The following is a 13004-nucleotide window of genomic DNA, read 5'->3' as shown; positions in this document are numbered from 1 at the left end:
CAACCGACGACGGCGAGGAAGGGCGCATGGGCGGGATCGCGGCTTGGGGCATGTTTTTCGTCGCCGGTGGGCAGCCACTGGAGCGGCGCGAATTCGAGATTCCGGCGCCGGGCGCGGGCGACGTCGTGGTGCAGGTCGCCGGGTGCGGGCTGTGCCATACCGACCTCGGCTTCCTCGGCGGCGCGGTCAAGACCAAGCACGAACTGCCGCTGGTCCTCGGCCACGAGATTTCCGGCACCGTGATTGCGGCCGGCGAGGGCTGCGCGCAACTGCTCGGACGCAAGGTGGTGGTGCCGGCGGTGCTGCCGTGTGGCGACTGCGATCTGTGCCGCGCCGGGCGCGACAACATCTGCCAGCGCCAGCGCATGCCGGGCAACGATTTCAACGGCGGCTTCGCCAGCCACCTGGCGGTGCCGGCACGCTTCCTGTGCGCGCTGCCGGACGACCTCGGCGGCTTCCCGCTGGCCGAACTCAGCGTCGTCGCCGATGCCATCACCACCCCCTACCAATCGGTACTGCGCAGCGGGCTTGCCGCCGGCGAAGTCGCGATCGTGGTCGGTGTCGGCGGTGTCGGCTTGTACTTGGTGCAGCACGCGCGCAACCGCGGCGCGCACGTGGTTGCGATCGACATCGATGTCGGCCGCCTCGCCGCCGCCAGCGCGCAGGGCGCAGAACTGGCGGTCGATGCCAAGGCCATCGAGGAGCGCGATCTGCGCAAGCACATCCGCGAGTTCTGCAAGGCGCGCGGTTATGCCGACACGCGCTGGCGCGTGTTCGAGACTTCCGGCACCGCCGCCGGCCAGCGCAGCGCGTATTCGCTGCTCAGCTTCGCCGGCACGCTCGGCGTGGTCGGCTTCACCATGGACAAGACCGAGCTGCGCCTGTCCAACATCATGGCCTTCGACGCCGACGTGTTCGGCAACTGGGGCTGCCGACCCGCGCACTACCCGGCGGTGGTCGCCGACGTGCTCGCCGGTCGCATCGAGGTGCGCCGCAACGTGCGCCAGTTCGCGCTGACCGAAATCAATGCCGTGATTGCCGATGCCAACGCGCACCGCCTCGACGCGCGCGCCGTACTCGTTCCCTGATTCCTCTTGCCCGAGCCCACGATGAAAAACCACCACCTGCTCGACAGCTACAGCTACCGCGACATCCTCGTCGAGAAGCGGCCCTTGCGCGACGCCAACGGCCAGCCGGTCGAAGGCCTGTACAACGCCTGGATCCTGCTCAATAACCCGAGCCAGCTGAACTCCTACACGACGCAGGCGGTGAAGGAACTGATCCTCGCCTTCCGCGAGGCCTCGTGCGATCGCAGCGTGGTCGCGGTGGTGTTCTCGGCGGTCGGCGACAAGGCCTTCTGCACTGGCGGCAACACCAAGGAGTACGCCGAGTACTACGCCGGCAACCCGCAGGAATACAAGCAGTACATGCGCCTGTTCAACGACATGGTCACGACCATCCTGTTGTGCGACAAGCCGGTGATCAATCGCGTCAACGGCATGCGCATCGGCGGCGGCCAGGAAATCGGCATGGCCTGCGACTTCACCCTCGCCGCCGACACCGCACGCTTCGGCCAGGCCGGCCCCAAGCACGGCTCGGCCCCGGACGGCGGGTCGACCGACTTCCTGCACCTGTTCGTCGGCATGACCCGCGCGATGGAGTCCTGCACCCTGTGCGAGCACTGGTCGGCGCACACCGCCGCGGCCATCGGACTGGTCAACAAGATCGTGCCGGTGCTGCGCAAGCCCGACGGCAACTTCATGTCCAACCCGATGGTCTCGCTGGACGCGCACGATGCCTGGGGCAACCCGGCCTACGGCGCGTTCAAGAGCGGTGCCGCACGCGAATCCGCGAAGGCGGCCATGGCCGAGTGCAGCACCGACTTCGCCCTGCTCGACGCCGAAGTCGAGGCGATGGCCTACAAGCTGTCGCTGACCATGCCCGACTGCCTCGCCAAGACCATCGAGTCGGTGCGCAAGAAGAAGCTTGAACACTGGCAGCGCAACTGCGAGACCAACCGCTCGTGGCTGGCGCTGAACATGATGACCGAGGCGCGCGCCGGTTTCCGCGCCTTCAACGAAGGCCCGAAGCACCAACGCGAAGTCGACTTCCACGAACTGCGCCGTGCACTCGCCGCCGCGCAACCGTGGGACGACGCGATGCTCGCACGCATCCTGCCCACGGCCTGAGCGATGGACCTGCTCAAGCTCGCGCTCAACGAACACCACGACGGCCAGGTGCTGGAAGTGGCGCTGCACGCGCCCAAGGCCAACATCCTCGACGCCGCGATGATGGCCGAGCTACGCACCGTGCTTGCCGCCGAACGCGCGCCGTCGAAGCGCAAGGCGATCGTGCTCGGCGGCAGCGGCGCGCACTTCTGCTACGGCGCCAGCGTGCCCGAGCATGAGGCCAGCCAGGTCGGCGCGATGCTGCCGCAGTTCCATGCCCTGATCGACGACCTGCTGTCGCACCCGCTGCCGGTGCTGGCGCGGGTGTCCGGCTTCTGCCTCGGCGGCGGCTTCGAGCTGGCACTCGCCTGCAGCCTGATGTTCGCCGACGACACAGCGCGCTTCGCGGTGCCGGAGATCCAGCTCGGCGTGTTCCCGCCGGTGGCGGCGGTGCTGCTGCCACAACTCGGCGCCGGCGCGCTCGGCACACGAATGGTGCTGTCCGGGGAAACAGTGGATGCCGCCGAGCTCGATCGTCGCGGCCTGCTCGCGGCGCGCAGCGCCAGCGGCGAACTCGCCGGCACGATCGACGCCTGGATCGCGCAACACCTGCTGCCGCGCAGCGCCTCCAGCCTGCGCCTCGCGCACCGCGCCGTGCGCGCGCCGCTGCTCGCCCACTACCGCCAGCACATCGGCGCCGCCGAACGCCTGTACCTCGACGATCTCATGGCCACGCACGACGCCAACGAAGGCATCGCCGCCTTCCTCGCCAAGCGCGCACCGGTCTGGACGGACGCCTGAAATGGACGCCGTGACCGCCTGCACCAACAGCAGCTGCCCGGACGACATCGTCGCCGAGTGCGCCGCGCTGATGGCGCGCGAGGGCTACCACGGCACCAGCATGCGCGACCTCGCGCGCGGCACCGGGCGCAGTCTGTCCGGCCTGTACCACCACTTTCGCAGCAAGGAAGAGTTGCTCTACCTGATCAACCAGCGCGGCTTCTCCTCGCTGCTCGCCAACGCCGCCGGCCTGCGCGACGCCTACCGCACGCAGCCGCCGCGCAGTCGCGAAGCGCGCGCCGCCAGCGCCGCGCTGCTGTGTGACCTGATCGGCGCCCACCTCGGCTACTTCGGCAGCCACCTCAACGAGATGCGCGTGCTCACCTTCGGCACCCAGGCGATGAGCTCGGCGCATGGCGATGCGATCCGCGCACTCAAGCAGCGCTACGCCGAGATCGTGCAGTTCGCGGTCGGCGAGTACATCGCCGCGCGCCGCGCGCCGGCGGCCAACGACGAGATCGAGCGCAAGAGCTACCTGCTGTTCGGGATGATGAACTGGATCTTCGGCTGGTACTCGTTTGACGAACACGGCTCGGTCGAGGCGCTGGCCGAGGAGATCTACCTGACCTTCACCAAAGGCTGCGCGGCGCCACGCGCGACCACCACCCAGGACGCATGAGCATGGGCACCCAGGACATCATCGACCGCTGCGAACGCATCTACCGCGACCTCGACTTCGGCTACGTGCACGAATGGAAGGCGCGCACCGGCGGCAAGGCGGTCGGCTTCATGCCGGTGTACGTGCCGCGCGAGCTGATCCACGCCGCCGGCATCCTCCCGGTCGGCATCATGGGCGGCGGCGACGACGTCGAGATCATCCGCGGCGACGCCTACTTCCAGTCCTACATCTGCCACATCCCGCGCTCGACCGTCGAACTCGGCCTCGCCGGCAAGCTCGACGTGCTCGACGGCATGCTGTTCCCGGCGATCTGCGACGTCATCCGCAACCTCTCCGGCATGTGGCAGATGATGTTCGCGCACAAGTACGTGCGCTACCTCGACTTCCCGCAGACCTTCAACGACGCCGGCCGCGAGTTCTACCGCGCCGAGATGGCCGAGCTGCTGGTCGACCTGGAGGCGCTGTCCGGCATCCAGGCGACGCCGGAGCGGCTGAACGCATCGATCGCGCTGTACAACGCCAACCGCCGCGCGCTCGCCGAGCTCTACGACCTGCGCAGCGCCGAGCCGCAGCGGGTGCCGACCAGCGAGCTGTACCTGCTGCTGCGCGCCGGCAACGTGCTCGAAGTGTCGGAGCACACCGCGATGCTGCAGCAATACCTCGCCGCCGCGCGCGTTAGCCAGCGCCCGCTGCGCGACAACGTGCGCGTCGTCGCCAGCGGCCTGTTCTGCGAACAGCCGCCGCTGTCGATGGTGCGCGCGATGGAGAACAGCGGCTGCTACATCGTCGATGACGACTGGGTGCTCGGCGCGCGCTACCAGCTGCACGACACCGCGACCGGCGCCAACCCGCTCGGCGCCATCGTCGATGCCTACATGAGCGACACCGTCGCCACCGCCACGCGCTACGTCGAAGGCGATGACAAGGGCGCGTTCCTGGTCGAACAGGTGCGCAGCCGCCATGCCGAGGGCGTGATCTTCGCCGCCGCGAGCTTCTGCGACCCGGCCCTGCTCGACCGGCCGATGGGACAGAAGGCGCTGGCCGATGCCGGCATTCCCTACACCGCATTCACCTATTCCGAAAACACCGGCCAGGTCCAGGTCATCAAGGAACAGGCCGGCACCTTTGCCGATTCGATCAAGCTCTGGGGAGCCGTGGCATGAACGCCGAAGTCCAGAAAGAAGAAAGCATGGTGCTGCAGAAGAAGATGATCGGCGAGCACTTCGAGACACTGTCGAAGGCCGGCGAGAGCGGGCGCAAGGTGGTCTACACCTTCGTCCCCGGCAACCTCAACGAGCTGATCCTCGCCTTCGACCTGCTGCCGGTGCACCCCGAGGTGAACGCGCTGCAGTCGGGCATGCGCAAGCTCTCCGGCGACTACATCCAGGAAGCCGAGAAGCAGGGCCACTCCGAGGATGTCTGCACCTACGTCAAGTGCGACATCGGCATGCTCAAGAAGGGCAACATCGGCCCGACCGGCGAGAAGCTGCCGCCGCCCGACCTGCTGCTGCTGAGCTACACCGGCTGCTTCACCTTCATGAAGTGGTTTGAGCTGCTCAAGCAGGAATATGGCTGCCCGGTGGTGATGCTGCAGGTGCCCTACCAGGCCGAAGGCAAGATCACCGCGAGCCAGCGCGAGTTCGTCGCGCGCCAGCTGCGCGACGTGGTGGTACCGGCGCTGGAGCAAGTGTCCGGCAAGAAACTCGACGAGGACCGCCTCAAGGAACTGCTGGCCAGCTCGGCGCGCGCCGAGGACGACTTGGTCTACGTCTGGGAATCGGCCAAGCACAAGCCATCACCGATCGATGCCTACTTCGGTGGCGTCTACTACATCGGCCCGATCTTCACCGCCTTCCGCGGCCTGCCCTCGTGCGAGGCCTACTACCGCGAGCTGCGCCGCGAGGTTGACTACCGCATCGCCCACGGCATGGGCCCGACCACGCCCGAGGGCGAACTGCGCCAGCAGAAATACCGCATCGTGGTCGAAGGTCCGCCGAACTGGACCAGCTTCCGCGACTTCTGGAAGATCTTCCACGACGAAGGCGTGGTCATGGTCGCCTCGACCTACACCAAGGTCGGCGGTCTCTACGAGCAGGGCTTCCGCCACGACCCGGCGCGGCCGTTCGAGACGCTGGCCGAGTACTGCCTCGGCTGCTACACCAATCGCAACCTGCCGGCGCGCGTCGACATCATCGCCAAGTACGTCGAGGAATACGAGGCCGACGGCATCCTGTTCAATTCGATCAAGAGCTGCAACTCGTTCTCGGCCGGGCAGCTGATGATGCTGCGCGAACTGGAGAAGCGCACCGGCAAGGCCGGCGCCTTCATCGAGAGCGACCTGGTCGACCCGCGCTACTTCAGCGCCGCCAACATCAAGAACCGCCTCGAATCCTACTTCCAGATGCTGGAAGCCAAGCGCCAAGCCGCATAAGGAGAATCCCATGGACTGCTGCTACATCGGCATCGACCTCGGCTCGACCACGACCAAGGCGGTGTTCCTCGACGAACACGAACGCATCATGGGCCGCGGCATCACCAACTCGCGCAGCAACTATGCGCTCGCCTGCCAGGTGGCGCGCGAGGAAGCCGAGATCAACGCCCGCTTCGGCCTGCTGCGCAAGAAGCTCGAAGCCAGCACCAGCATCGGCGCGCTGGCCGAGCCGCTGATGGCGGTGCTGGCCTGCAACTACGCACTCGCCCAGCATCTGGAACAGCTGAAGGCGCTGCACGCCGAGTGCCAGGAAGTGGCGCACGCGCATGCGCTGCCGCAACCCGAACTGGCCAACGTCGGGCTGGCGCTTGATCGCATCTTCAGTGCACTGGCGACCCAGGCCGAGCTCGACTTCCACCCCGGCAGCACCGCCGCCAGCGACTTCTTCCGCGACCTCGCGACCAGCCAGTACCTGAAGCAGGCGACCGCGGTGACTCGCGAACTGCCGGTGTCGTTCGACCGCCTGGTCGGTCTGTTCGACGCCGCCATCATCCGCGTCGAGAACCACAGCTTCGCCGGGCTCTACCGCGAGTACCTGGAATTCGCGACCGCGCGCGCCACCGCCGACGCGCGCTTCGCGCCGTTCGCCGCCGAGATCGCCGCCGCGGTCAAGGAAACCGCGGAGCTGCGCTTCACCGTGCTGAACATCGTCGGCACCGGCTACGGCCGCCTGACGCTGCCGTTCGCGCGCGAGCAGATCCGTTCCGAGATTCTCTGCCATGGCCTCGGCGCGCACTACATGTTCCCGGACACGCGCACCGTGCTCGACATCGGCGGTCAGGACACGAAAGCGATTCAGGTCGACGGCGACGGCATCGTCACCGGCTTCCAGATGAACGACCGCTGCGCCGCTGGCTGCGGCCGCTACCTCGGCTACATCGCCGACGAGATGAGCATCGGCGTGCACGAACTCGGGCCGCTGGCGCTGCAGTCGAAGAAGCCGGTCAAGATCAACTCGACCTGCACCGTGTTCGCCGGCGCCGAGCTGCGCGAGCTGATGTCCCTCGGCGAAAAGCGCGAGGACATCCTCGCCGGCCTGCATCGCGCCATCGTGCTGCGCGCGATGTCGCTGCTCGCGCGTTCCGGTGGCGTCGACTCCGAATTCACCTTCACCGGGGGCGTCGCACGCAACCAGGCAGTCACCTCGTCGCTGGAGAAACTGGTGTTCGAGAACTACGGAAAGATGAAGATCAACATCAGCACCGACAGCATCTTCACCGGCGCCGTCGGCGCGGCGCTGTTCGCCAAGCGCGACCCCAAGGGCGTGATGGCCGACCTCGAGGTCAGCCAGCTCGCCAAGAACCCCGACTGCGGCATCGCCGCAACCTGCAGCGCCTGAGGAGACCGCCATGTTCCATACCGTCGGCATCGATGTCGGTTGTGATTCGGTCAAGACCGCGCTGGTCGCGTTCGACGACGATGGCAGCAACCCGCGCCTGCTGTTCAAGGACCTCGACAAGATCCGCAAGCGCAACGTCAAGGAAGTGGTGCGCCAGGGCTTCGAGCGCGCGCTCGTGCGCCACGGCCTGGCCGAACCCGACGTCGCCTACATCGCCTCCACCGGCGAGGGCGAGCTGGTCGATTTCCGTCGCGGCCACTTCTTCTCGATGACCGCGCACGCGCGCGGCGCGATCTTCCTCGACCCCGACGTGCGCGCCGTGGTCGATGCCGGCGCGCTGCACGCCAAGGCGATGGTGGTCGACGAGCGCTCGAAGGTGATGGCCTACCGCATGACCTCGCAGTGCGCTTCCGGCTCCGGACAGTTCCTGGAAAACATCGCGCGCTATCTCGGCGTGGCCATCGACGATGTCGGACCGTTGTCGCTCGCCGGCAGCTCGCCCGAGCAGGTCTCCGGCATCTGCGCGGTGCTGGCCGAGACCGACGTGATCAACATGGTCAGCCGTGGCATCAGCACCGCCAACATCCTGCGCGGCATCCACCTGTCGATGGCCAAGCGTCTGATCGGGCTGATGCGCATGATCAAGACCTCCGGCGATGTGCTGATCACCGGCGGGCTGGCGCGCAATTCCGGCTTCGTCGCGGCGATGCAGGAACTCGCGAACCAGGACAAGCGCCTCAAGGCGACGATCAAGACCCACCCGGACTCGGTGCACGCCGGCGCCATCGGTGCCGCGCTGTGGGCCGGCTATCGCCACCTGCGCCTCGAAGGCCAGCCGGTGGCGCAGACCGAGGCCGCCTGATGGACGCGCCGAACGCCGACGCCCTGCCGATCCTGCGCAATGCGCAAGCGCTCGGCGCGGTCGTGCAAAACGTCGGCAGCCTGGCGCTCGACAACGCCGCGCGCCACGGCGCCGCTCCGGCGTTCGCCGAACGCGTCAACGGGCCGTACCTGCATCGCAGCTGGCAACAGTTCGGCGCCGACCTGCTGCGCTTCAGTGCCTGGCTCGGGCAACCGGAGCGGGTCGCGTTCGTGGCCGGCAACAATTATCTGCGCCACGTCGCCGAGCTCGGCACGATGGCCGCGGGCAGCATCAGCGTGCCGGTGTTCGCCGGCTACCCGGCGGCGCTGATGGGCGAGTTGCTGAAGTTCTCCGACGTGGAGTTGCTGGTCACCGACCAGCCGGACAAGGTGCTGGCGCTCGATCCGGCGGTCCTGCCGCGGCGACTGCTGCTGCTCGCCGAACCGCGTCCCTACGACGCCACCGCCTACCTCGCCGCCGGCGGTCGCATCGATCGCGTCGGCGATGTGCTCGCCGCCGAGGCCGATGCGGCGCCTCTGGCCGAGGTCGAGCGCAGGCTGCGCGCAATCGCTGCCGATCGCGTCTGCCTGATCATGTACACCTCGGGCACCAGCGGTTTTCCCAAGGGCGTGCAGCTCACCCACCACAACCTGCTCAGCCAGCAGCAGGCGCTGGCGCAGTGCTGGCAGCCGCAACCCGGGCTGCGCATGCTCTGCTACCTGCCCTGGCACCACAGCTTCGGCGGACTGTTCGAGCGCTTCTTCGCGGTCGCCTTCGGCGGCTGCCTGGCGCTCGATGACGGCTGCGGCAAGGACGTCGATCGCCTACTCGCGAACTTCGCCGAGATCCGCCCGCACCTGTTCTTCAGCGTGCCCAAGATCTACCAGGAGATCGCCGCGCGCGTGCAGGCCAGCGCCGAGATCGAGCGCGCGTTCTTCCATCCCGAACTCAAGTTCGTGTTCACCGCTGCGGCACCGCTGCCGCTGAGCGCTTCCGAGGTATTCCGCGCCCACGGCGTGCCGGTGGTCGAAGGCTGGGGCCTGACCGAGACCTCGCCTTGCTGCACGCTGACGCCGTTCCGGCTCGACCGCACCCCGGGCGTGGTCGGGCTGCCGATCCCGGGCGTCGAAGTGGCACTCGCCGCCGACGGCGAGATCCTGGTGCGCGGCGCCAACGTCATGCGCGGCTACTTCCGCAACCCGGAGGCCACCGCCGCGGCGTTCACCGACGATGGCTGGTTCAAGACCGGCGACATCGGCGAATTCGGCCCCGAGGGCGTGCGCATCTGTTCGCGCAAGGAGCGCATGTTCAAGCTCAGCAACGGCGAAAAGGTGTTTCCGGCGCAGATCGAGGCGCGCATCCACGCCCGCTGCCAGTTCGTGAAATACGCCTACGTGTTCGGTTCCGGACAACGCACGCCGCACCTGCTGGTGTTCCCGAACCAGCAGGCGTTCGAGGGTTGCGGCAGCGGCGATGGCTGCGTCCACCCGAACGATTCCGGCCAGCTCGCGCACTGCCTGTCGAACTGCATGGCCGAGATCAACGCGCGCCCGGCCGCGGGCTTCGAGACCATCCGCCGCGCGCTGGTGGTCGGGCGCGAGCTCTCGATCGAGGACAACGAACTGACCCCATCATTCAAGCTGATCCCGAAGAAGATCGAGGAACGCTACGCCGACTGCATCGAGGCGATGGAGCAGGGTCGCTACGACACCCTGCCGCCGGACGTGTTCGTGCTCAACCTGGAGGTGCGCAAGTGAGCATCCATTACGGCGTCGTCGGCACCGGACCGGTCGGGCGCGTGTTTGCCGGCCTGCTGCGCCAGACCGGGCATCGCGTCACCGTGCTCGCGCACCGTGCCCAGACCCAGCAGATCCTGCAGCGCCGACCGATCGTGGTGAAAGGCAAGCTCGAAGCCTACGCCCAGCTTGAGGAAGTGGTACTGGAGAGCGGCGAGTTCGTGCGCGCCGAGCCCGACGTAGTGCTGATCTGCACCAAGAGCGTGGACAGCGAACACGTGCTGCGCACCCTGCGCGAGCACGATCCGAAGCCGGGCACGCTGTTCGTGTCCTGCCAGAACGGCATCGGCACCGAGCGCGTGATCGAGGACGTGTTCGGGCGCGAGCATGCGCTGCGCATCGTGCTCAATATGGGCTGCGACGTGTCCTGCGGCAACGAGGTGATCGTCACCTTCTGCACCACCCACGTCATGGGCCGCTCGCCGCACGTGGACCCGGCTCGCACCGAGGCGATCGCCGGCGATCTCAAGGAATCCGGCCTGCCGCTGGTGCTGCGCGACGACTGGCGCGAGGACGTGTTCAAGAAGGCGCTGCTCAACGCCTCGCTCGGCAGCCTGTGCGCGGTGACGCGCCACTGCATGGGCTGCGTCATGGGCCAGCCGGAGGCACGCGCGATGGTCGAGGACATGCTGCGCGAAGGCATGGACATCTGCCGCGCCGAGGGCGTCGAACTCGGCCCCGATTTCCTCGGCTTCGCGATGCACTACCTCGATCAGGGCGGCGAGCACCGGCCTTCGATCCTGGTCGACGTCGAGAAGGGCAAGGTCACCGAAAACGAATTCCACTGCGGCGAGCTGGCACGGCTTGCACGCAAGCATGGCGTCGCGGCACCGACGATCCACTTCGTCGACAAGGTGCTGCGCTGCACGGAGAGTTTCTGATGCACGAGTTCCGCAACGTTGCCGTGGTCGGCGCCGGCACCATGGGTGCGGCGATCGCGCAGCATTTCCTGATGAAGGGCCTCAACGTGCACCTGGCCGATATGAACCAGGCCGGGCTGACGCGTGGCGAGGGCCTGGTCGCGGCCTCGCTCGATGAAGCGGTGACGCGCCGCCTGCTCGATGCCGAGGGCCGCGCTGCCACGCTTTTGCGCCTGCATCCAACCACCGACCTGGCCGAGCTTGCCGACGTCGATCTGGTGGTCGAGGCGGTGTTCGAGGACCTGGAGGTGAAGCGCGCGTTGTTCGCGAAGCTGGAAGGGTTCGTGCGTGCGGATTGCGTGCTGGCGACCAACACCTCGTCGTTTCGCGTCGGTGATGTCGCTGCCGGCCTCGTGCATCCGGGCCGCGTGCTCGGCACGCACTACTTCTATCACGCCGCCAAGAACAAGCTGGTCGAGCTGATCGCGGGCGAACACACCGCGCCTGATCTGCTGGCGGAAGTCGAAGCGTTCTACGCCGGACTCGGCAAGACGCCGATCCGCACCGCGGATGCACCCGGCTTCGCCGTCAACCGCTTCTTCGTGCCCTGGCTCAACGAAGCCGTGCGCGTGTATGCGGAAGGACTCGGCAGCATCGCCGGCATCGACGCCGTTGCGCGCGAGGTGTTCGGCGTCGGCATGGGGCCGTTCGCGCTGATGAACGCCACCGGCGTGCCGATCGCGCAACATGCGGCCGAAGGCCTGGCCGCCAAGCTCGGGCCGTTCTACGCGCCGGCGCCGCAGCTGATCGCGCAAGTCGCGAGCCGCACCGACTGGGACCTCGCCGATCCGCTGATTCCGCTCGGCGGCAGCGAGCAGCCGGACCGCATTCGCAGCCGCCTGATCGGCGCCGCGCTCGGCTGCGCCTCGGCGCTGGTCAGCGAAGGCGTGTGCAGCGCCACCGACACCGACCTCGGCGCGCGCTCCGGCCTGCGCTGGCCGCGCGGTCCGTTCGAGTTGATGGCGGCGATCGGCCAGGATGCGGTCGCGGCCATGGTCGCCGAGCTGTTCTCCGGCTACGCGATGAAGCTGCCGGCGGTGCCCTTCGCCAGTGGGCCGATCACGCTCGACTGGGTGCAAACCGAAACGCACGGCGACAGCGGCGTGATCGTGTTCAACCTGCCTGATCGCATGAACGCGCTCGGCGAGACGGTGATGGCGCAGCTCGACGCCGCCTGGTCGAAGCTCGATGCCGACCCGGCGGTGCGCCGCGTGTTCGTTTGCGGTCGCGGCAAGGCCTTCGTCGCCGGCGCCGACATCAAGTTCTTTCTCGACGCCATCGACGGCAAGGACCTCGATCGCATCCACGCCTTCACCGTGCGCGGCCAGCAGACGCTGAACAAAATCGCCGCCTCGGCCAAACCGACGCTGGCGCTGCTCGACGGCCTCGCCTTCGGTGGTGGCCTCGAACTCGCGCTCGCCTGCCGCCATCGGCTGGGCACCCGCAACACGCTGCTGGCGCTGCCCGAGACCGGCATCGGCATCTACCCCGGGCTCGGCGGCACGCAGCGCAGCGCGCGCCTGCTCGGCGTCGGCGTGGCCAAGTCGCTGATCGCCACCGGGCGCCGGCTCGATGCCGGCAAGGCGCTGGAACTCGGGCTGATCGACGCCGTCATCGACGCACCGCGACGCTTCGCCGAACTGGCGCAGCTGCCGCTGCCGACGCCGCAGTCCGGGCGCAAACCGCAGCCGGAACTCGAAGCCGCGTTCGCCGATTACCACGGCGAGCTCGACGCGAACACGCTGGCACGGCCGGCACTCGCACCTTTCGCGCGTGAACTCGCGCGCAAGGCACCGATCGCGCTCGCCACCGCGATGCAGCTCGTGGACCGCGGCCATGCGCTCGCACTCGACGCCGCACTGCAACTCGAACTCGACGGCCTGCACGCGATCTTCGCCACGGCCGATGCCCGCGCCGGGCTCGCCAGCGTGCTCGACGGCTCGCGCCCGAGCTACACCGGACACTGACA

11 protein-coding genes are annotated in these 13004 nt (G+C 67.9%); all 11 read left to right on the top strand.

The window, feature by feature from the left end:
- Positions 1 to 50 precede the first annotated feature (50 nt).
- Genes had through IPG63_08585 form a run of 11 tightly spaced genes read left to right on the top strand, consistent with a single transcriptional unit; the run spans position 51 to position 13002 of the window.
- Entirely contained in the window at positions 51 to 1088 is a 1038-nt protein-coding gene (had, locus tag IPG63_08635) for a 6-hydroxycyclohex-1-ene-1-carbonyl-CoA dehydrogenase (GenBank protein MBK6727308.1), read from the top strand.
- Between the two features lie 21 nt (positions 1089 to 1109).
- Positions 1110 to 2189 carry a 6-oxocyclohex-1-ene-1-carbonyl-CoA hydratase gene (gene oah / locus IPG63_08630; protein MBK6727307.1) on the top strand — a complete coding sequence of 360 codons (1080 nt, stop codon included), beginning with the start codon at positions 1110 to 1112 and terminating at the stop codon, positions 2187 to 2189.
- 3 nt (positions 2190 to 2192) lie between these two features.
- Positions 2193 to 2969 carry an enoyl-CoA hydratase/isomerase family protein gene (locus IPG63_08625; protein MBK6727306.1) on the top strand — a complete coding sequence of 259 codons (777 nt, stop codon included), beginning with the start codon at positions 2193 to 2195 and terminating at the stop codon, positions 2967 to 2969.
- Position 2970: 1 nt separating this feature from the next.
- Positions 2971 to 3627 (top strand): TetR/AcrR family transcriptional regulator, encoded by a 657-nt coding sequence (locus IPG63_08620; GenBank protein ID MBK6727305.1) that lies wholly within the window; start codon positions 2971 to 2973, stop codon positions 3625 to 3627.
- A gap of 2 nt (positions 3628 to 3629) precedes the next feature.
- Positions 3630 to 4790: a benzoyl-CoA reductase subunit C gene (gene bcrC, locus IPG63_08615; GenBank protein MBK6727304.1), complete on the top strand. Its 1161-nt coding sequence runs from the start codon at positions 3630 to 3632 to the stop codon at positions 4788 to 4790.
- A complete protein-coding gene (gene bcrB, locus IPG63_08610; protein MBK6727303.1) occupies positions 4787 to 6058 on the top strand; it encodes a benzoyl-CoA reductase subunit B in 1272 nt (423 codons plus the stop codon). The genes bcrC and bcrB overlap by 4 nt, the downstream gene beginning before the upstream one ends.
- A gap of 10 nt (positions 6059 to 6068) precedes the next feature.
- Positions 6069 to 7457, top strand: coding sequence for a benzoyl-CoA reductase subunit A (locus tag IPG63_08605; GenBank protein ID MBK6727302.1), 1389 nt, complete (start codon positions 6069 to 6071; stop codon positions 7455 to 7457).
- A gap of 10 nt (positions 7458 to 7467) precedes the next feature.
- Entirely contained in the window at positions 7468 to 8319 is an 852-nt protein-coding gene (bcrD, locus tag IPG63_08600; protein MBK6727301.1) for a benzoyl-CoA reductase subunit D, read from the top strand.
- Complete coding sequence (locus IPG63_08595) at positions 8319 to 10076, top strand: AMP-binding protein (GenBank protein MBK6727300.1); 1758 nt, start codon at positions 8319 to 8321, stop codon at positions 10074 to 10076. The genes bcrD and IPG63_08595 overlap by 1 nt, the downstream gene beginning before the upstream one ends.
- Complete coding sequence (locus IPG63_08590) at positions 10073 to 10996, top strand: 2-dehydropantoate 2-reductase (GenBank protein ID MBK6727299.1); 924 nt, start codon at positions 10073 to 10075, stop codon at positions 10994 to 10996. The genes IPG63_08595 and IPG63_08590 overlap by 4 nt, the downstream gene beginning before the upstream one ends.
- Positions 10996 to 13002: an enoyl-CoA hydratase/isomerase family protein gene (locus IPG63_08585; GenBank protein MBK6727298.1), complete on the top strand. Its 2007-nt coding sequence runs from the start codon at positions 10996 to 10998 to the stop codon at positions 13000 to 13002. Before IPG63_08590 ends, IPG63_08585 begins: the two co-directional genes overlap by 1 nt.
- Positions 13003 to 13004: the final 2 nt, after the last annotated feature.

This window comes from Lysobacterales bacterium (assembly GCA_016703225.1).
Classification (GTDB): Bacteria; Pseudomonadota; Gammaproteobacteria; order Xanthomonadales; family Ahniellaceae; genus JADKHK01.
Note: the sequence above shows the minus strand (reverse complement) of the source record. Positions and strands in the feature narration are given on the sequence as shown.

Coding starts and splice junctions, on each gene's coding strand:
- had (MBK6727308.1), top strand. CDS start 51: ATGTTTTTCGTCGCCGGTGGGCAGCCACTGGAGCGGCGCGAATTCGAG.
- oah (MBK6727307.1), top strand. CDS start 1,110: ATGAAAAACCACCACCTGCTCGACAGCTACAGCTACCGCGACATCCTC.
- IPG63_08625 (MBK6727306.1), top strand. CDS start 2,193: ATGGACCTGCTCAAGCTCGCGCTCAACGAACACCACGACGGCCAGGTG.
- IPG63_08620 (MBK6727305.1), top strand. CDS start 2,971: ATGGACGCCGTGACCGCCTGCACCAACAGCAGCTGCCCGGACGACATC.
- bcrC (MBK6727304.1), top strand. CDS start 3,630: ATGGGCACCCAGGACATCATCGACCGCTGCGAACGCATCTACCGCGAC.
- bcrB (MBK6727303.1), top strand. CDS start 4,787: ATGAACGCCGAAGTCCAGAAAGAAGAAAGCATGGTGCTGCAGAAGAAG.
- IPG63_08605 (MBK6727302.1), top strand. CDS start 6,069: ATGGACTGCTGCTACATCGGCATCGACCTCGGCTCGACCACGACCAAG.
- bcrD (MBK6727301.1), top strand. CDS start 7,468: ATGTTCCATACCGTCGGCATCGATGTCGGTTGTGATTCGGTCAAGACC.
- IPG63_08595 (MBK6727300.1), top strand. CDS start 8,319: ATGGACGCGCCGAACGCCGACGCCCTGCCGATCCTGCGCAATGCGCAA.
- IPG63_08585 (MBK6727298.1), top strand. CDS start 10,996: ATGCACGAGTTCCGCAACGTTGCCGTGGTCGGCGCCGGCACCATGGGT.